Source organism: Marinitoga sp. 1135 (assembly GCF_013363245.1).
Taxonomy (GTDB): domain Bacteria; phylum Thermotogota; class Thermotogae; order Petrotogales; family Petrotogaceae; genus Marinitoga; species Marinitoga piezophila.
Map to the genome: position 1 here is coordinate 16,529 of NZ_LBEZ01000020.1, position 17,892 is coordinate 34,420.

The window sequence follows — 17,892 nt, forward strand, 5'->3', positions numbered from 1 at the left end:
TTTGAGCGACGTAAGAAAACAGAGATTAGAATTAATTGAAGAAATTAGAAAAGAAGGGAAGAATCCTTACCCTTACAGATTCGATAAAGAAATGAAAGTTGAAGAAATTAAAGAAAAGTATGGAAATATTGAATCTGGTGAATTAAAAGAAGAGGAAGTTTTTAAATTTGCCGGAAGAGTAATGTCAATTAGAAAACACGGTAAATCAGCATTTTTGGTTTTAAAAGACGATACAGGAAGAATTCAGGCGTATATTAGAAAAGATAAAGTTGGAGAAGAAAAATTCAATGAATTTAAGAAATATATGGATATTGGAGATTGGGTTGGAGTAGAAGGATTCCCATTTAAAACTCATACAGGTGAGTTAACAATACTTGTTCTTGATTTTGAAATTTTATCAAAAGCATTAAGACCATTACCGGAAAAATGGCATGGTTTAAAGGATAGAGAAGTTAGATATAGACAGAGATATGTAGATATGATAGCAAATGATGAAAGTTTAAAAACTTTTGTTACAAGATTTAAAGCAATTAGGTATATCAGGGAATTCTTATATTCGAAAGGGTTTACAGAAGTTGAAACACCTACATTACATCCAATACTTGGTGGTGCAAATGCAAGACCATTTGTAACACATTTAAATGTTTATGATGTTGATATGTATTTAAGAATTGCACCAGAATTATATTTAAAGAGATTAGTAGTTGGTGGAATGGAAAAGATTTTTGAAATTGGTAAGAATTTTAGAAATGAAGGTGTTTCATATAAGCATAATCCTGAGTTTACAATGATGGAATTGTATCAGGCTTATGCTGATTATACAGATATGATGAGAATAACAGAAGAAGTATTATCATATGTTGTTGAAAAAATCCACGGAACAACAAAGATTGTATATGATGGTGTAGAGATTGATTTTAAACCTCCGTTTAAAAGAGTAAAAATGAGAGATTTTATAAAAGAACATCTTGGTGTTGATATCTTAGAAGATCCAGATGAAAAGTTGTCTCAGGTATTAAAGGATCATGGTGTGGAAGTGGAATTTGAAGATAAAGCACATTATATAGATGAATTATGGTCATTGGTAGAGGATAAAATTGTACAACCAACATTTGTTTTAGAACATCCTGTTGAAATTTCACCTCTTGCAAAAAGACATAGGGAAGATCCAAGGGTTACAGAAAGATTTGAATTAATAATATATGGAAGAGAACTTGCAAATGCATTTAGTGAATTAAATGATCCGGTTGATCAGCTTCAGAGATTTAAAAAACAGGTTGAAATGAAGGAAAAAGGTGATGAAGAAGCACAAATGATGGATCTTGATTTCATTAGAGCGCTTGAATATGGATTACCTCCAACAGGTGGATTGGGAATAGGTATAGACAGATTTATTATGTTCTTAACAGGTGCTGAAACAATCAGGGATGTTATCCCGTATCCAATTGTTAGACCAATGAAATTTGAAGATGAAGAAAAATTAATGGAATCCGACGAATAAAATTAACTTTATTTAAATATTAATTTCATCTTTTTGTATATAATATATACGGTATAATTTTCAAAAAATAATAAAATAAAATAACATAAACAGGAGGCTGATGAAAATGGCAAGAGTATGTGAAGTGTGTGGAAAAAGACCAACAGCTGGAAACTATGTTGCTCATTCAAAGGTAACCACAAGAAGATGGTGGAAACCAAATATTCAAAAGGTTAAAGTTGTTTTAGAAGATGGAACAATTAAGAGAATGAATGTATGTACAAGCTGTTTAAAGGCTGGTAAAGTAAAAAGAGCAATATAACAAAAATAATAATGCCCCTTTTGGGGCATTTTTTTATTAAATATATAGATTAAAATCTACGATTAATAAAAGGATAGAGTATGATTTAAATAGAAAAATATATTAGTATGTATAATTGGAGAACTATGATTAACATTAAAATGATATAATTACAAAAAGGCGGGATAGAATGACTTACAACGAAAATGTATTTATCGAAAAAGTTAATCTAAGAAAATTACTGTATCCTGGGGATTTAATAGATGTTGAATTTCCCGAACAACATATTGTAGCAAATAGCAGAATACTTGATATGAGTTTTCAGAAAAGGATCGCAGTAATACTTCCACCTTATCATAAAAATCGAAAGATAGAAACATATAGCAGGGAAAAAATAATAATTAGATTTTATGATTTTTCAGCGAGTGTTGTATTTAAATCTCATATTTTAAAAAATAGTATGGAAGGTATTATTATCTATCTTCCACGTATTGCGTATAGAATTCAAAAAAGAATGTTTTTTAGAGTTTCCATAATAAGAGAGGGGATATTACTTGATGAAGAAAATAATAAAAAAATTAGATTTGAGACAAGGGATTTTAGTGCTGGTGGAATGCAAATTATAACAAAAAGTACGCTGGAAAAAGATAAAAGATATATATTAAAAAACCTGACAATAACAGATGATTTAATACTAGAGGATATTGAAACGATGGTTGTTAGAAGTTTAGGGCAGAATTTATATAAAGAAAATATATATGGAATGAAATTTTTAAATGTTAATTATAAACTGGAGAAGAAAATAGTAAGATTTGCTAATTTATATTCGATAAAAGCAAGACATGGTGCTGTGGGGGAATAATAATGGCGAAGAAGAAAGGTTATTATGGTTATATAGAATTATTTATTATATATACATTAATATTAATCGTTGACATATATGGAAAATATTTTGGATATGCGTTTATTGATCCAAATCCGTATTTTATTTTTTCTTTGTTTATAGCTATAAGATATGGTATTAACCTTGCGCTGGTTTCAGGTTTTTTAAGTACAGCATATCTCTTTTTTTCATTATATATTCAGGCAAAGGAAAATTTTACGGGGCTTATAGTTAGCTGGCAAATTTTAAAAATACCGCTTTTTACATTTTCATTGAGTTTTATAATAGGTTTTTTTAGAGATATGTATATACAGGAAATTGAAAATAGAGATGAAAGAATAAAGGTTTTAAATGAAAAGGTAAAAGATCTTGAAAATGAAATTAGAAAATATAAAAACGTTACTGTAGATCTTGAGAAAAAGCTTGTTCTTGAAAGAAAGGGAGTTTCACTATTAGTTGAAAGATTAAAGGAAATAGATTATGAAAGTGCAGAAGATATATTTAACGAATCCATAGACCTTATCTTTGATTTTATTGAAGCTACGACAGTTTCAATTTACACGTTAAGTAAAAATAATTTTTTAAGAATGAGAGTTAGAAAAGGGCCACAGTATCTTCCAAATTCATTTGATATTGAAAAATCTGTCGTTATCTCAATGGCAAAAGAATTTGGTGCTGCAAATGTAAATGTTCTTTATCTTACAGAAATGGAGTATAACTTTGAGTTTGAACCGGCAATGGCTGTATCTATTTCAGCTGGAAAGAATATTCTCGGTTTTGTTATTATTGAACTTATTGATCCAGAAAAGGTTAATAAAAATACAGAAACATATTTAAAGATATTATCAGACTGGCTTAGCACGTTGTTAATGGCATCTAAAGAATTGGCAGAATCAGATGAGGAAATGTTTATAAAACCATATGAGGAGTTTGAAATTACCCTTAAATACATAGAAGAGAGGAGAAAACGTTTTGAAATTCCTTATTCTATAATTTATTTTACAGTTACTCAAAATGTTGAAATAGAAAAATATAGAAAGATAATTAGAGATACAGACTTTGTTTTTTATGATCCAGAAGATAAAAAAGGCGCTATTATTTTAACATCATGTGGTAAAACAGGATTAAAAAGAGTTCTCGAAAATATTGAAAAAATAAAAAGCATAAAGGTTTTGGAGGCTTATTCAAAAGAATGAAAATGCGAAAAGAAATTATAATACTTATCCTTTCTATATTATCTGGAACTTTAGGGTTAATTTTTATAATAAAAAATAACAAATATGGCTATTTATTTATAGCCATATATTTTCTTTTAGCAATAATTATTTCGTATTCATATAAAAAAAGATATTCTGATATTTTTAAAAAACTTCCTTTTTTTGTTCTTTTCTTTCCGTTTTTTCCTTTTATTCAATATTTGCAGAATATTAAAATAGAATCCAGATATAAACCAGTTGAAATATCAGAAAAAAAAGAAGAGGAAAACGAAAGGGTAAATTTTTCTTCGGTGGATCTTGCACCGTTTATGATAGTTTTAAAATACGGTGATCCTGAACAAAGAAAATTTGTTGTAAGATTGGTGTATGATGCAATAAAAAATGAAGCTATAGATTTTTCTACAGGGATTCATTTATTAAATGAAGCAATAAAAATAGATGAACATCCTGATGTAGTGTTATATGCATCTGATGCAATTACAAATCTTGAGAATTTTCTTATTGAGAAGATATCATATTATTATGAAAATTTAAATACGCTGGAGGATTATATAAATTTTGGTAAATTTTCATATTACTATGCAAAATCTGGATTTTTAGCAGGAGAACATAAACAGGAAATCTTATGGCAAAGTGCTTTAATACTCAGAACAGCAGTTCATGTGTTTCCAGAAAGTCCGGAACTAATATTATATCTTTTAAAAACGCTGGAATTATTAGAGGAATATAATGAACTGGAAGAGGTACTTGAAGATAAAATAAAAAACTTCAAAGCACAAAAAATAATGGAATATGCTATATTTTATTATATAAAACGAAAAAAGCCAAAGAATGTTCAAAGATTGGTGTCTGATTATATATTATTGGGTTTTAAACCTGAAAGTGAAGCATTAAAATTCTTATTGGGAGGATAAATTAAAATGAAAGAAAATCTTAAAAAGATATTTAGCGCATATAATCTTTTATTTGCAGTAGTTCTGGGATTGATATTTCTTGTAATAATAATAAATAAAAATGCCAATACATCTTTAAGTTCCAGGCAAATAAATGATTTTCCGTGGAATAAAAGAAGTGTGTATATAAAACAACTTGAATTATTATCAAAATTAAAACATATATCTTTAAATGATGAAAATGTATTAACTTATATTAATCAGCTTATATTGATATCAAAAAACCTTGAGGATAATAAAACTCTTGAATATGCACATGATCTAAAAATAAAATATCTTTTGAGCCATATAAAACAATTATTGGAAGATTCAAAAAATTATGAGTATATAGATGATTTATCCTTTAATGAAAAGGTTTCTCTGTATCTTTTAACAAAGGATGAAAGGTTAATGAATTACATAATAGAAAAATCAAATGAATTTGAAAAAATAAAATTTTCTAAAATTCTCGAAGTATTAACAGAACATTGAATTGAGGGGAAAATATGAAAGTAGGAATAATATTTGAAGGAACATATCCATATGTTACAGGTGGGGTATCCAGCTGGGGAAATACTTTAATGAAATCAATGAAAGACGTTGATTTTTGTGTAATACAAATTGGGGATGTTCCTAAATTACGATATCCAAAATATAAATTTCCAGAAAATGTTGTAGACTATTTTGAATACTTTTTATTTGCCAAATATGATTTTTCCAAAAAGAAAAAAATTCCTGATGATTTTTTAAATAAATTGGGAAAGATTATTATTTATCCCTTTGACGAAAGGGTTATGGCTCAGAAATTGTATAATTTGTTTAAGGATTATTCCGATTATGATTTTACTTCTATCTTAAAGACAAAATATTATTGGGAAACAATGCTAAACTTCTATAAATCATATATTCCATATGAAAACTTTACAAATTATTACTGGACATTGCAATCAATGTTGCTTCCTTTTTTAAACTCCATGACAGTAGATCTTCCAAAATGCGATGTTTATCATACAATTACTACTGGTTATGCTGGAATTAGTGCAATTATGAATGGTTTGAAATACAATATTCCTGTGATTTTGACAGAACATGGTATATATCACAGGGAAAGGCAATTAGAAGTATTAAAGGCAAATTGGATAAAGGATGAATATAGAACAGCATGGATAAAATTATTTAATACTATTAGTTCTCTGGTATATAAAGGATCAAAACAGATAACAACATTATTTAGCAAAAATCAAATGTTTGAAAAGGAATTATGTGAAGATGAATCCAAAATGCAGGTAATCCCAAATGGCATAGATTACGATAGATTTTCAAAATTAAAATATAGAGAAGAAAAAGATCCGTTTATTGTAGGACTTGTTGGGAGAGTAGTTGAAATAAAAGATATAAAAACGGCGATAAAAGCAGCCAAAATGGTCAAGGAAAAAATAAAAAATTTTAAATTGTATATAATAGGTCCAACAGATGAAGAGAAAGAATACTATGAAGAATGTAAACAGATGATTAGATTGTTTAAATTGGAAGATACTATAGAGTTTACAGGTAAAGTAAATGTTCTTGATTATTATCCTAAATTAAATGTATTATTATTATCAAGCGTTAGTGAAGGACAGCCGCTTGTAATTTTAGAGGCATTTGCAGCTGGAATTCCAGTTGTTACAACAGATGTTGGTGCATGTTCAGAAATGATATATGGATCTAAAGAAGATATAATAGGTGATGCAGGAGTTGTTGTAAAACCTAAGGATTTTGTAGGATTAGCTGAAGGAATTATGAAACTATATGAAGATGATGAGTTTAGATTAAATGCTTCAAAAATTGCAAGAGAACGGGTTAAAAGACGATATAGACTTGATCAAATGATAAAGAACTATAAAAAATTATACATATCGGCGGTGAAATAATGGCTGGTGTAGGTTTTAGACTTACAAAGATGTTTCATAAAGGAGGAGTATCAACAGATTTACTTGCAATAGCCTATTCCGTTGTGGTATCTTCCGGACCATGGATAATCACAACAACATCTTTATGGATAATACTCAATATAATGAATATTAACAGCATGTACTTTAATATAGGAATAGTATATTCTTTTGTGTTTTCCATAATAATATCCGGTCTTGTTGTTATGTTTGAATCACGAAGATTATCGGATTTAATATATTTAAAAGAATATAAAAAAATATTGCCTGAAGTATTTGGAATTATCCTTTATGCATCTCTTTTTACGATAATATTATTGGCTATATTTTTTCTTATTAATCCTCATGAATGGTGGTTTATTTTTTCTTTCTCTTATTTAACTATTTCTTTATTAATATTATGGATAATTTCCATAGCTTCTATTTCAACAGATGCTGTAAACTGGTATATTCTTGCATATATAGTTATGGGATTTTCATCTATTATATTATCTAAAATTCTTGGAGATGAAAATAATCAAATAGGGTATTTAATGGGATTTGCGTTTGGTGTTAATATAGGTAGTTTTATTCATTATTTAATTATTATATTTCATTTTGGAACAAATATAGAAATTTCTGTTGAATGGATACATGATTTAAGAAAATACTGGCAGAATATATTTATTGGAGTTACATATTATCTGGCATTATGGGCAGATGATTTTATTACATGGACATCTCCTATTTATGGTGAAGAACCATTAAAAGGATTTCATTTTTCATATATATATGATTATCCTATGTTTCTTGCATATTTAACGATAATTCCAACTGCTACTATGTTTATTTTAATTTTAGAGACAAGATTTTATAAAAAATACAAATTATTCTATGATTCGTTGATAAATGGTTATAATTATTCAGAAATAGAATTAAGAAAAAAAGAAATGTTTAAGGAATTAAAATTGAACATATCCCTTACAATAAAAGTTCAGGTTGTAATTACATCCATTCTATTAATGTTTAATGAATTAAACTTATTACCATTTGTAAGTGAAATATCCAAACCTATTTTAAGGCTTGGATTCATAGGTGCAATGATGAATTCTTTTTATTTAATGATAATGCTATTATTATTATATTTTGATTTTAGAGATGATGCCCTGAAATTAAATCTATTTACTCTATTTTCAAATATAATATTAAGTTTTATATTTGTTGATAAAATTGGATATTATTCTCTTGGAGCAGGATATTCTATAGCTTTTACTCTTGGAACTTTTATAGGATATAAAATATTAATAAAAAAAGTTGATGATATAATAAGAATAGAATATTTTAGACAGGAAATAGGAGTTGAAGATGGTTTTTATATGCATTTTAAAGATATAAAACATTTAATGGAGGAATAATATGAAAAAGAAAATTTTATTATTAATATTAATTATTATTGCGGTTTTATCCTTTTCTCAAAAGGAACTTTTATTGCTATATAAACAATCAGAAAACTATGGTGAAATGATGTTTAAATATCATATTATTCCTATTCTGGAAAAAAATAATATTAGATACGAATTAAAGAATGTTGAAGAGATGAATTATTATAAGATAACAAATGAAAAGTATTTTGGAGTAATTACATGGTATTATTCTTCTGAGATGGCTAAGCCCGAATTATATTTAAGGCAACTGGCAACATTTGTTGAAAATGGAGGAATATACTTCTTTTTTAACAATATAGGTGCAAGTGCAGATATTTCGGAAATGAATAATTTATTAAATAAAATTGGTGTTCAGTATAAATATGGATATAGAGAATTAGAAGATTATACAATTGAATGTATTTCAGACTATTTTTTAAAAAAACCGGATAGTGAATATAAAGTTCCTGTTGAAAAGTATATTACCTTTGACAATCATATGGAAAATATATTAACCTATAAAATTGACAATGAAGAGTATCCAATGATATTTCTGACAGATAATGGTGGTGCCGCAATATTCAATAGTTTTGTTGATAAAAATGGAAATCTCATAATCAATATTAATAAACTTATACATAGATTTATAAATCATGAAGTTGGAACATTGAATAAATTTTTGATAGTCAATACAAAATACGACAATCAAAAATACCTGGATTCTCAATATGAAATAAAAAAGATATTATTATATGCAAAACAAAATTTTGATGTGATAAGCGTAGAACAATTTTATAAACTCTCTTTCTTTGACCTTATTCCATATAAATATATAATATGGAATACAGATGCAAAATATGTTGAAACAAGAACAATAAAGAAATTTATAAATAGTGGGGGAACATTTATATATTCCACACAATTATTTAATACGCCATGGAGCAGCTATGTAAAAGAAGATAATATCAATATAAACAAAATTTCATTTACAAAAGACTTATTCCCTTTAACTAATACAGCAACAGAATCATATATAAATATGTATTTTGAATTAAATTATCATATAGACTTACCGGGAAATATAAAACCTCTGGCATTTTTCTGTGGAGATGGAAAAAGTGTTCCGGTGATATGGTATCAAAAAGAAGGAAAGGGATATAGAAGTTATATAAATCCAGATGTATATTTAAAGAATATAAGAGGATTGATTTTTCAGTCAATAATGTCAATGCAAAAAAATAGCATAAGTGGATTTTTGAATTCATTTATGTTCTATATAGATGATTTTCCATTGCCATCATACAATGTTGTTCGTGCAAAGATTAATGGGAAAGACATCACAGATGATGAATATTACTATACAATCTGGTGGCCGTCTATAAAGAAATTTTCCAAAGAATTCAATATTAAATATACCTTTGTTACACCTCTAAGTTATAATGGTTCAAGCAATCCACCATTTGAATTTTCGGAATTTTTAATGAGTAATACCAATTCTCCGTTAAAAGCACTTAGAGAAATAGATAAATCAGAGTTTGAATTAGGATTACATGGTTATAATCATAATTCATTAACAAAAGACAGATGGCCAAATCCAAACAATATATTACTCAGTTTAAGAGCAGCAAAAACATTTATAGAAAAAATATTGGGACATCCAATAGAATTATCAAGTTATGTTGCTCCTAATAACATAATAGATGAGTTTGGGGCAAATCAGCTTTTAAAAGCAATTCCGGAAATAAAAACAATAGGTACATCATATGAAGCAAAAGATGAATTTTCTGAGTATAAGATTATAAATAATTTTACACTTGTAATTCCGAGGTCTACATATGGATATTATCCTTTAAAAAGAATATATATAGCTACAATAAATACACTTGCAAATTTTGGTGCATTTCAGCATTTTATTCATCCTGATGATTTATTTGATAAAGGTCGAAATCCGGAAAATAAAACATGGATGGAGATGTACAGCAGTTTAAGGACATTCTATTTAACTATTAAGAAAAAATTCCCATGGTTAAGAAATCATACAGCTTCAGAAGCATATCAAATATATTTTGATTATTTAACACAAAATGTAAAATATAAATGGAATGGAAATAATTTAACAGTTGTAATTCCTGATTCTTCCATATTTCCAAAGTATTTTTATGTAAAATCCCAGAGTGGTATTGATGATATTATAAACGGAAAAATAATTGACTATTATCCAGAATCAAAATTATATGTTATTGAAATGGATGATAACATTATGAATATAAAATTCAGTGGAGATGATAGTTATTATGAAGGGCAGAATAAGAAAGGAAATAATCGCTAAAAGGAAAAATCTTTCTAAATTAGAATATGAATCAAATAATAAAATAATCGTTGAAAAAATATATAATTATTTAAAATCCAAAAATTTCAAAACAATAGCGATTTATTATCCATACAGGAAAGAGGTAAACGTATTAAATTTAATGGAATTATTCAAAGATAAGATATTCCTTTTTCCCAAAGTAATAAGCGATGAAAAAATGATTTTTATTCCTGTTAATGATATTAATGAACTGAAAAAAGGAAAGTTTGGAATAATGGAACCAGAAGGGACGGAATATACTGAAGATATAGATATTTATATTGTTCCAGGAGTGGCATTTGACCTTGATTTATATAGATTAGGATATGGTGGAGGATTTTTTGACAGATATTTTTCAGTACACAAAAAAACTCAGTTAATAGGAGTTGGATTTGACTTCCAGATATTAGAAAAATTGCCTGTTGATGACCATGATATACAGATGAATCTTGTGATAACTGAAAAACGAATTTTAGGAGGATAAAGATATGAAAATAGGGCTTGTGCAATTTAAACCGGAATTATTTCAGGTAAAAGATAATATAGAAAGAGCGATAAAGTTAATAGAAAATAAAGAAGCAGACTTGTTTGTATTTCCGGAACTGACATTTACAGGTTATACATTTAATACACATACAGAAGTTGAATGGGTTGCTGAAGATAAAAATGGTTATTCTATCACAACATTTAAGAAAATAGCTAAGGAAAAAAATACCAATATAGTTTTTGGATTTGTTGAAAAAGACGAGGGTAAATTGTATAATTCTTCTGTTTTAATAAAAAGTACAGGAGAAACAAGAATTTATAGAAAAACACATTTATTCTATGAAGAGAAGGTGTTTTTTGAAAAAGGGGATACAGGGTTTTGGGTAGAGGAAGTTAATGGAGTAAAAGTAGGACTTGCAATATGTTTTGATTGGTTTTATCCAGAATCATTTAGAACGCTTGCATTAAAAGGTGCACAGGTTATAGCGCATAGTGCCAATCTTGTTATGCCATATTGTCAGGAAGCAAATAAATTCCGCTCTCTTGAAAATCATGTGTTTATAGTAACCTCAAACAGATGGGGCGAAGAGATAAATGCATTAAATACAAATAATTTTACTGGTATGAGTCAGATAACCAATCCAAAAGGAGAAGTAATAATTAGATTTCCGGAAAAAGGAGATATGGTGAAAACTATTGAAATTAATCCTGAAGAAGCTAATAACAAGCAATTAAATAAATTGAATAATATCTTCGAAGACAGGAGGCCGGAATTTTATTTCAATGGATAGAATATTTATAGTACTTTTAATTTCGGTACTCACGATTCCTTTTTTAATGCCGCTATTTATTGAAAAACAGGAAGTTCCTGTTATCTATCAGCTTGGTAATGTTGATATAAATGAAATTACATTATATTACAAACCAGAATATATAATAATTGATTATTCACATGATGGTAGTGAAAAAAACAAATTTTCCAGATATGAAATACGAAAGTTACAAACAAATGGAAGTACAGTTTTGTCTTATCTCAGCGTAGGAGAAGCAGAAGACTACAGGTTTTATTGGGAAAAATGGTGGAATAATAGTCCTCCAGATTTTATAGGTGAAGAGAATTCAAAGTGGCCTGGTAATTATAAGGTAAAATACTGGCATTGGGAATGGAAGGAAATTATGCACCAATATATAGATAAAATAATAGATCAGGGATTTGATGGAGTTTATATAGATCTTGTTGATTCATATTTATATTGGGCTGACCATGGTTATGATATATATGCAACAGCAGAAGAGATGATAAACCTTATAGCAGATTTATCAGAATATGCAAAGAGTAAAAGGAAAAATTTTAAAATATTTGTTCAAAATGCGGAATCCATAATTGATTATGATTATAACGGAAAATATATGGAATCTATAGATGGATTGGGAATTGAGAGTTTGTTTTATATAAAAGGGAAAAAACGGAAAGAAAAACAAATAGATTATAGATTAAATTATATAACGAAGTTTAAAGAGCATAATAAAACAATTATAGTGATAGATTATATTTATAATGAAAAAGAATCAGATATAGAGAAAGTAAAAGACTTTATTTCCTTATGTGAAGAATATGGATTTTTAGCCTATCCTGCAACAAAAGACCAAAAATTATATACTATATCGCCAGGAATAAAATATTTTAATCAAAATAAATAGAGAAGGAAAATTCCTTCTCTATTTTTATATAATAATATTATTTCGATTTTCTTCTGTAATTTCAATAATCTCTAAATCTTTTAAAAACTCATATCGTTCAATAAAGAATAATCTTATAACGCCTATAAAATTCTGGCTTTCATCGATAATTCTTTTTAGCTCTTCAAGATATTTTTGTTGAGATAATTCAATATAACCAATTTCATCAATTACAAAAAAATCTGGTTTATTGATATTCTTCATTTGCTTTATTAAAGATTCAAAACCTTTATCAACGGATTTCATTCCATATATACTTTTTTCGCCTATAATAAATCTTTGATTTTCATTATTCAAAAACCAGGCATAAACATAATCGTCTATTTTTCTGGTGAAAATCCCATGTTCTATATTATATTTTTTTATTGCATTATTTAATATAGTACTTTTTCCAACCCCCATTTTTCCAGTTAGTAATACCTTCAAAACCAGCCCCCCTTTTTTTATTAATAATTAAAAATTATCCAACAATAAAACTTACTATTGCTGCGAGAGCAGTATAGTAACCAAAATATTTAAGCTTTCCATTTATAACGGTTTTCTTTAAAATAAACAATCCTATAACGCCAAAAATAAAGGTAAATATTCCTGAATATATTACAGGTGCTGTAAATGTAACGTCATTTATTTCAAGTAATCCAGCACCAAAGGTTACAGGAAGGCTCATTAAAAAGGAATATTTTAAAGCTGCTTCTTTTTTTGTATTTAAAAGCAAAGCACCGAATAAGGTAAATCCACTTCTTGAAATACCAGGAAAAATAGCAGCTGCTTGAAATAAACCAATTATAATAGCATCTATATATGAAATATCCATTAATTCCTTTTTCCCATCAAATCTATCGGATAGAATCATTGCAACAGATGTAAATAAAAAGAATAATCCAACCAGTCTAAGCGAAGAAAATGCCTCAGAAATCTGATCTTCAAATAAAATACCAATTATTGCAGCTGGCACTGAAGAAACAATAATTTTCAAAGCAAGATTCCAGGCACTTTTATCCATTGTAAACATACCTTTTAAAATAAACCACACTTCTTTATAAACAAACAATAAAACTGCGAAAAATGTCATTAAATGTAAAAAAGCGAAAAAAGAAACGTCGGGATTAAAGTTAATGAGTTTTGAAAATAAAGCAAGATGTCCTGAACTTGAAACTGGCAAAAACTCCGTTAATCCCTGAATTATACCCAAAATAATTTCCTGCACATCCTCCACCTCTCTTTTTATATAATTGTTATTTTTGTTGATAATTGAGAAAAATAAAAACTCCCTCAAACAAGCTGGTTGCTAATCCTCGAAAATTTTTTTTGAAAGTAGAAAAATAATATTCGCTCAGACGGCAAGAATTTCTAATCCTTGAAAAATTTTTGTGTTGGAAAAAATAAAAGCTCTTTCAGGCGACTTGAGTGCTAATCTTCGAAAATTGCTCGTTCTCAGGGGTCGTTGCAGACTCACATCCATGTTCGTCTTCACTCAAAATCACATCCGTGTGATTTTGACCCCTTCCACTCGCAATTTTTTCAGGCACTCTGCGAGCCTTCACTCGCTTTTATTTTTTCCAACTATCTTTAATCCCCGCTGCGGGAAATTCTTAGTTTTTATTTTTCACAATTATAAGAAATTTCACCTGCTTGAATGAATCTTTTTATGAAGTTTTCTATAACGATATTTTTAAAGAACTTTTATTTTTTCAATTGCAACTTTTCTACTCATTAAGAATCCTCTCAAGATATTTTGAAAGAAAAATACCCACAATTAAAAATACATAAGTCAATAATTTTGAGGTTATTGGGAAGATAATCACCATTCCCGCTATTGTTAGACCAATTAAAAAAGACAAAACATGATCCCTAAACCGCTCAAGCAATTTTTCAAGAACAAGTATAACAAAAATCAAACCTCCGCCAACACCAAATGCAAAAGGAATTAAAATAGAAAAGTCCATATTAGATATAGCATCAATAATAGGTTTGTATATTCCCATAATCAACAACATTGAAGAGCCACTTATTCCAGGAAGTACCATTGTTGCAGCGCCTATTATGCCTCCTATAAATAAATACCACATACTAACATTTCCGTTTGATGTCTCCAAACTCTCGGCAAATCTTAATAAAAAGTATGTTAAAACAAAAGATATAGTTATTATTGATATATTAGATTTTTGTTTAATTTCTATCTGTGAAATAAGGTAAAAAAGGCCTCCAATAATTAGTCCTATAAATATTCCATATGAATATTCAGGATATTTTTCAAACAAAAAAGATAAAATTTTTGAAAGGAATATTATTGAAACGCCCATACCTACAATTAATGAGGTCAAAATCTTAAATGCTTCTTTATTCCATTTAAAAGAAATTATATCAGAAGCAGCTTTTAAAATTATTTCATATCTTCCAGAAATAGCAGCAATAGTTCCACCACTTATACCAGGTAATAAATTTGCAATTCCCATTAAAATCCCTAAAATAAAATCCTTCAATAATATCCCTCCAATCAAAATATTTCTTATTTATTATACATTATTATTCAGCTATTTTTATGATATAATGTTATGTTAAATTTAAAAATTTAAAAAGGGAGGATTAAGAATGAAAAGAAGTATAGTAATGTTAGTTGTGTTTTTATTTATAGGTATTTTCGCATTTTCTGCTATTAGCAGTATTTCTGATGCTCGAAATTTAAAGGATTTAAAAACAGTTGTTGTTAGAGGTGTTGTAACAGTTGAACCAGGACCTTTTGATGTTAATATAATTTTCTTGCAGGATAAAACAGGAGGAATTAATCTATATTATAGAGGCGGCCAATTTAAAGATGTAAAAAGAGGGGATTTAGTTGAAGCAAAAGGATATCTCTGGACTCATAAAAATAATAAAGAATTAATTCTTGAGAGCGATAATCCTTCACATTATTATAAAATAATATCTCATAATAATCCATTGCCAGAACCATTGATTATAAAAACTGCAGATATCAATAATGAAAAGTATGAAGGATTATATCTTAAAACAAAAGGAAAAATTGTAGAAATTGACAAATTTGATATGAGGAAGATATACATTGACGATGGAAGCGGTAAAGGAATGGTGTTTATAAGAGAAAATACAGGGATTAATCCTGCTTACTATAAAGTTGGAATTACAATGGAAGTTGTAGGGGTGCTTGGACAATATATGTCAGCATATGAATTGTGGCCAAGGGATATAAACGATATAGTTGTTGATGATGTTTTCCCGCCTGAAGTAAAGGATTATGCAATAAAAGGAAATTATATCTATGTTGAATTCAATGAACCAATAAGTGAAAAATCAGTTGTATTGAATAAAACCATTAGAATATTAAAAACCAATATAAAAGATTATAAATTGGACAAAACACAAAAAATATTGAAATTAGAAGTGGAAGACATAAATAAAGCTACAAAACTTGTATTGAGATCAATAGCTGATAAAAACAATAATAAAATGAGTATGAAAATTATAAAATTAGATCTTAAAAAGGATTCATATAAAAATAGAGTGTTATTTGATAATAATCATGGCCAAACTGCTGGAAATGCCGACTGGGTTATTGATGGGGGATATTCGGATTTTGCAGATGCAATAAGAAATATGGGATTAAAGGTTAATGAAATAAAAGAGGATATAACAGAAGAAATATTAAATATGTATAATGTGCTTGTAATTCCAGAACCAAATAAACCATTTAAGGAAACAGAAATTAAAGCAATTTTGAATTTTGTAAAAAATGGCGGATCATTATTTATTATATCTGATCATGGTGGTTCTGATAGAAATGGCAATGGTTGGGATTCACCTAAGATATTTAATACATTTGTAGAAGATTTTGGATTTAAATTTACAGGCGATGACCTTGAAGAAGCACCACTTGCACATATTTACAATCATCCAATTACAGAAGGAATTAGAAAAATAGGAGTATGGAATGGTTCATCAATTAAACTATTAAATGATAATATTAAAGTATTAATTGCTAATTCTGAAAATAAACCATATATGATAGTAACTAATTATGGCAAAGGTAAGGTTGTTGCAATAGGAGATAGCTCACCTTTTGACGATGGAACAGGAGCTTCTGGTGATTTATTGCATAATGGCTGGCAATGGGGCGATGATGCTAAGTTAGCAATAAATGTAATCAAATATTTTATTTATTAATTTTTTAAAAAAAGATTAACTATCTTTAAAATTAACCAAAAAGACATCACTCCTTAATAATTTTAGAGTAATATTAATACATATCTACTTTAAATTTATAAGGAGTGGTTTTTATGAAAAAAACATTGGTATTTTTAGGTATTTTAATTCTTGCTTTGAGTTTAACAAGTTGTTTGGGGCCAGCAAAGGTAAATGCAACTGTAAAAATTAATTGGGATGATAGAAGTTATTATACAGATGATAGCACTTATTATCTCGCGTATGTAGTAGGAACATTCAGTACAACATTAGATAATATTCCAAAAGAAGGTGTTACTAATTTAAAAGAAATAACTCCAGATGAATCTGAATATAGCATAGAAGTATCGGTACCAGCTGGAGGAAATGCAACAGTTTTTGTATATCAGGATAAAGATGGAGACAAAAAATATTCTGATGACGATCAAGCATTTGATTCTGAATGGGTAAATCCTGATGATACTTCAATTGATTTGGATGTTTATTATTGATAAAAAACTAAAAGCTCCTTCGGGAGCTTTTTTTATTTATTATATTTTTTAATTATTTGAAATATTAACATGTTATAATATATAAAAAATATTCTGGAGGTTTTGGTTATGAAAAAGATTATATGGAATATATTATTTGTATTATATCTGTTAGTATTAATATATTTTTCAGTAACTCCAAAACCACCGTTTAATTATTCGAGATTTTATGGAGAAGATAAAATATGGCATTTTCTTGCATATGCTGGAGGGATGTTTTTATTTTTAAAAGGATTGATTAACAAAAAATGGTATATTATACCTTCAATAGGATTAATATTAACGCTTCCAGTTGCAAGTGAGTATATTCAAGCGCTTTCTCCATACAGGCAATTTTCATTATATGATTCTCTTGCAAGTTATCTTGGTATTTTATCAATTATTTTGGTGTTTTATATTTCAAAAAAATTCATTAACTATAAAAGAAAAGCTGCGTAGGCAG

At 27.8% G+C, this 17,892-nt stretch carries 18 protein-coding genes; 15 read left to right on the plus strand and 3 right to left on the minus strand.

Annotated features, from left to right (window positions below; genetic code table 11):
- Position 1: 1 nt before the first annotated feature.
- From lysS to XO10_RS09100, 12 genes are all read left to right on the plus strand, one after another.
- Complete coding sequence (gene lysS, locus XO10_RS09045; protein ID WP_014297270.1) at positions 2–1,501, plus strand: lysine--tRNA ligase; 1,500 nt, start codon at positions 2–4, stop codon at positions 1,499–1,501.
- Between the two features lie 106 nt (positions 1,502–1,607).
- A complete protein-coding gene (gene rpmB, locus XO10_RS09050) occupies positions 1,608–1,802 on the plus strand; it encodes a 50S ribosomal protein L28 (RefSeq protein WP_014297271.1) in 195 nt (64 codons plus the stop codon).
- 169 nt (positions 1,803–1,971) lie between these two features.
- Positions 1,972–2,643: a flagellar brake protein gene (locus XO10_RS09055; RefSeq protein WP_014297272.1), complete on the plus strand. Its 672-nt coding sequence runs from the start codon at positions 1,972–1,974 to the stop codon at positions 2,641–2,643.
- A gap of 2 nt (positions 2,644–2,645) precedes the next feature.
- The gene (locus XO10_RS09060) at positions 2,646–3,860 is read left to right on the plus strand and encodes a hypothetical protein (RefSeq protein WP_014297273.1); all 1,215 of its coding nucleotides are present in this window, start codon (positions 2,646–2,648) and stop codon (positions 3,858–3,860) included.
- Complete coding sequence (locus XO10_RS09065; protein ID WP_014297274.1) at positions 3,857–4,795, plus strand: hypothetical protein; 939 nt, start codon at positions 3,857–3,859, stop codon at positions 4,793–4,795. The genes XO10_RS09060 and XO10_RS09065 overlap by 4 nt, the downstream gene beginning before the upstream one ends.
- Positions 4,796–4,801: 6 nt before the next feature.
- Complete coding sequence (locus XO10_RS09070) at positions 4,802–5,305, plus strand: hypothetical protein (RefSeq protein WP_014297275.1); 504 nt, start codon at positions 4,802–4,804, stop codon at positions 5,303–5,305.
- Positions 5,306–5,319: 14 nt separating this feature from the next.
- Positions 5,320–6,726 carry a GT4 family glycosyltransferase PelF gene (gene pelF, locus XO10_RS09075; RefSeq protein ID WP_014297276.1) on the plus strand — a complete coding sequence of 469 codons (1,407 nt, stop codon included), beginning with the start codon at positions 5,320–5,322 and terminating at the stop codon, positions 6,724–6,726.
- The gene (gene pelG, locus XO10_RS09080) at positions 6,726–8,138 is read left to right on the plus strand and encodes an exopolysaccharide Pel transporter PelG (protein ID WP_014297277.1); all 1,413 of its coding nucleotides are present in this window, start codon (positions 6,726–6,728) and stop codon (positions 8,136–8,138) included. The genes pelF and pelG overlap by 1 nt, the downstream gene beginning before the upstream one ends.
- A gap of 1 nt (position 8,139) precedes the next feature.
- Positions 8,140–10,476 carry a DUF2194 domain-containing protein gene (locus XO10_RS09085; protein ID WP_175418512.1) on the plus strand — a complete coding sequence of 779 codons (2,337 nt, stop codon included), beginning with the start codon at positions 8,140–8,142 and terminating at the stop codon, positions 10,474–10,476.
- The gene (locus XO10_RS09090; RefSeq protein WP_175418513.1) at positions 10,442–10,981 is read left to right on the plus strand and encodes a 5-formyltetrahydrofolate cyclo-ligase; all 540 of its coding nucleotides are present in this window, start codon (positions 10,442–10,444) and stop codon (positions 10,979–10,981) included. Before XO10_RS09085 ends, XO10_RS09090 begins: the two co-directional genes overlap by 35 nt.
- A gap of 4 nt (positions 10,982–10,985) precedes the next feature.
- Positions 10,986–11,774 (plus strand): nitrilase-related carbon-nitrogen hydrolase, encoded by a 789-nt coding sequence (locus tag XO10_RS09095; RefSeq protein WP_175421417.1) that lies wholly within the window; start codon positions 10,986–10,988, stop codon positions 11,772–11,774.
- Positions 11,767–12,684: an MJ1477/TM1410 family putative glycoside hydrolase gene (locus XO10_RS09100; RefSeq protein WP_175421418.1), complete on the plus strand. Its 918-nt coding sequence runs from the start codon at positions 11,767–11,769 to the stop codon at positions 12,682–12,684. The genes XO10_RS09095 and XO10_RS09100 overlap by 8 nt, the downstream gene beginning before the upstream one ends.
- A 24-nt stretch (positions 12,685–12,708) precedes the next feature.
- On the opposite strand, the gene XO10_RS09105 is transcribed toward XO10_RS09100, so the two are convergent.
- The 3 genes from XO10_RS09105 to XO10_RS09115 all read right to left on the minus strand — a co-directional run bounded on the left by XO10_RS09105 (position 12,709) and on the right by XO10_RS09115 (position 15,206).
- Complete coding sequence (locus XO10_RS09105; RefSeq protein WP_075780740.1) at positions 12,709–13,149, minus strand: nucleoside-triphosphatase; 441 nt, start codon at positions 13,147–13,149, stop codon at positions 12,709–12,711.
- 34 nt (positions 13,150–13,183) lie between these two features.
- A complete protein-coding gene (locus XO10_RS09110) occupies positions 13,184–13,930 on the minus strand; it encodes an undecaprenyl-diphosphate phosphatase (protein WP_014297283.1) in 747 nt (248 codons plus the stop codon).
- Positions 13,931–14,429: 499 nt separating this feature from the next.
- Complete coding sequence (locus XO10_RS09115; protein ID WP_175421419.1) at positions 14,430–15,206, minus strand: DUF368 domain-containing protein; 777 nt, start codon at positions 15,204–15,206, stop codon at positions 14,430–14,432.
- 109 nt (positions 15,207–15,315) lie between these two features.
- On the opposite strand from XO10_RS09115, the gene XO10_RS09120 reads away from it, so the two are divergent.
- The 3 genes from XO10_RS09120 (at position 15,316) to XO10_RS09130 (ending at position 17,888) form a co-directional block, all read left to right on the plus strand.
- Positions 15,316–16,902 carry a DUF4350 domain-containing protein gene (locus XO10_RS09120; protein WP_175421420.1) on the plus strand — a complete coding sequence of 529 codons (1,587 nt, stop codon included), beginning with the start codon at positions 15,316–15,318 and terminating at the stop codon, positions 16,900–16,902.
- Positions 16,903–17,015: 113 nt separating this feature from the next.
- Positions 17,016–17,411, plus strand: coding sequence for a hypothetical protein (locus tag XO10_RS09125; protein ID WP_014297286.1), 396 nt, complete (start codon positions 17,016–17,018; stop codon positions 17,409–17,411).
- Between the two features lie 108 nt (positions 17,412–17,519).
- Entirely contained in the window at positions 17,520–17,888 is a 369-nt protein-coding gene (locus XO10_RS09130; protein ID WP_175421421.1) for a hypothetical protein, read from the plus strand.
- The last annotated feature ends 4 nt before the right edge of the window (positions 17,889–17,892 follow it).

What these genes read in the sequence shown, in the direction of transcription:
- rpmB (WP_014297271.1), top strand. Translation starts at nt 1,608, where the DNA reads ATGGCAAGAGTATGTGAAGTGTGTGGAAAAAGACCAACAGCTGGAAAC.
- XO10_RS09055 (WP_014297272.1), top strand. Translation starts at nt 1,972, where the DNA reads ATGACTTACAACGAAAATGTATTTATCGAAAAAGTTAATCTAAGAAAA.
- XO10_RS09060 (WP_014297273.1), top strand. Translation starts at nt 2,646, where the DNA reads ATGGCGAAGAAGAAAGGTTATTATGGTTATATAGAATTATTTATTATA.
- XO10_RS09065 (WP_014297274.1), top strand. Translation starts at nt 3,857, where the DNA reads ATGAAAATGCGAAAAGAAATTATAATACTTATCCTTTCTATATTATCT.
- XO10_RS09070 (WP_014297275.1), top strand. Translation starts at nt 4,802, where the DNA reads ATGAAAGAAAATCTTAAAAAGATATTTAGCGCATATAATCTTTTATTT.
- pelF (WP_014297276.1), top strand. Translation starts at nt 5,320, where the DNA reads ATGAAAGTAGGAATAATATTTGAAGGAACATATCCATATGTTACAGGT.
- pelG (WP_014297277.1), top strand. Translation starts at nt 6,726, where the DNA reads ATGGCTGGTGTAGGTTTTAGACTTACAAAGATGTTTCATAAAGGAGGA.
- XO10_RS09085 (WP_175418512.1), top strand. Translation starts at nt 8,140, where the DNA reads ATGAAAAAGAAAATTTTATTATTAATATTAATTATTATTGCGGTTTTA.
- XO10_RS09090 (WP_175418513.1), top strand. Translation starts at nt 10,442, where the DNA reads ATGAAGGGCAGAATAAGAAAGGAAATAATCGCTAAAAGGAAAAATCTT.
- XO10_RS09095 (WP_175421417.1), top strand. Translation starts at nt 10,986, where the DNA reads ATGAAAATAGGGCTTGTGCAATTTAAACCGGAATTATTTCAGGTAAAA.
- XO10_RS09100 (WP_175421418.1), top strand. Translation starts at nt 11,767, where the DNA reads ATGGATAGAATATTTATAGTACTTTTAATTTCGGTACTCACGATTCCT.
- XO10_RS09120 (WP_175421420.1), top strand. Translation starts at nt 15,316, where the DNA reads ATGAAAAGAAGTATAGTAATGTTAGTTGTGTTTTTATTTATAGGTATT.
- XO10_RS09125 (WP_014297286.1), top strand. Translation starts at nt 17,016, where the DNA reads ATGAAAAAAACATTGGTATTTTTAGGTATTTTAATTCTTGCTTTGAGT.
- XO10_RS09130 (WP_175421421.1), top strand. Translation starts at nt 17,520, where the DNA reads ATGAAAAAGATTATATGGAATATATTATTTGTATTATATCTGTTAGTA.